Below are 787 nucleotides of genomic sequence, written 5' to 3'. Positions count from 1 at the left end.
TGGGCCGAGGCTGTGTGGAAACTGGGGCCTTGCGTGTTGGCAAGCATCTTGATGTGCCAGATGGGTCGGGTTCACATGAGATTGCGCATTCCGGCTCTGATCGCGTTCTGGTGCCGTGCTATCCGGTAGTGAGGGGCTTGTTGCTCGTGCTCAGGGCGAATTGGACCGTCTTTCACGGTCTGATCGCTTCCAGAAGCGCCCTTGACCCGATGATGTTCATCACCCGCTTGATGTTGTAGGCGAGGACGTGCAGTGCCATTTCGGTGCGCACGTTCCGGAGCTTCCGCATCTGGAAGTGAGTAGCGCCCATCGCAGCTTTTATCGTGCCGAACGGATGCTCGACCGTGCAGCGCCGGGTGTGCATCAAGCCCGGGGTCTCGTCCATGCGCTCGTACATCTTCTCAATCAGATGTTCATGCTCCCATCCCTTGCCCGGCAATCGCTGCTTGCAGCGATGAGAGGGGGTGATCCGACGTTCCTTACCTGTCGTGCAGCGCGGTTGAAGCGGACAGAACTGGCAGTCGTTTTGCCAGTGGCGTCTGTGCATGAGACCGTTTTCCTCCCGCGTATAGCGGTAGGTCAGGACCTTGCCGGCTGGACAGGTGTAGGTGTCGCTGGCCGCGTCGTAGAAGAAGTCAGCCTTCACGCACATGCCCTTCTTGCGGTTGCCCGATGTCTCCGGCCGCGGGACCGTCGCGGTGATCGCGGCTTCTTCGCAGGCAAGCAGTTCAGGGCTGTTGAAGGAGCCCCGGTCAGCGATGGCGTTCAGGCTTTCCGCCTGCAAGGC

1 protein-coding gene is annotated in these 787 nt (G+C 60.4%); it reads right to left on the bottom strand.

Translation table 11 applies throughout. The features are described from left to right. Window positions 1-172: 172 nt before the first annotated feature. Window positions 173-787: transposase (locus ACOYQJ_RS26220; protein WP_422908818.1), on the bottom strand; the 615-nt coding region annotated here is incomplete at its 5' end.

It is taken from the genome of Pacificoceanicola algae, from assembly GCF_049341065.1.
Lineage (GTDB): Bacteria > Pseudomonadota > Alphaproteobacteria > Rhodobacterales > Rhodobacteraceae > Pacificoceanicola.
This window is presented reverse-complemented; position numbering and strand designations above follow the sequence as displayed.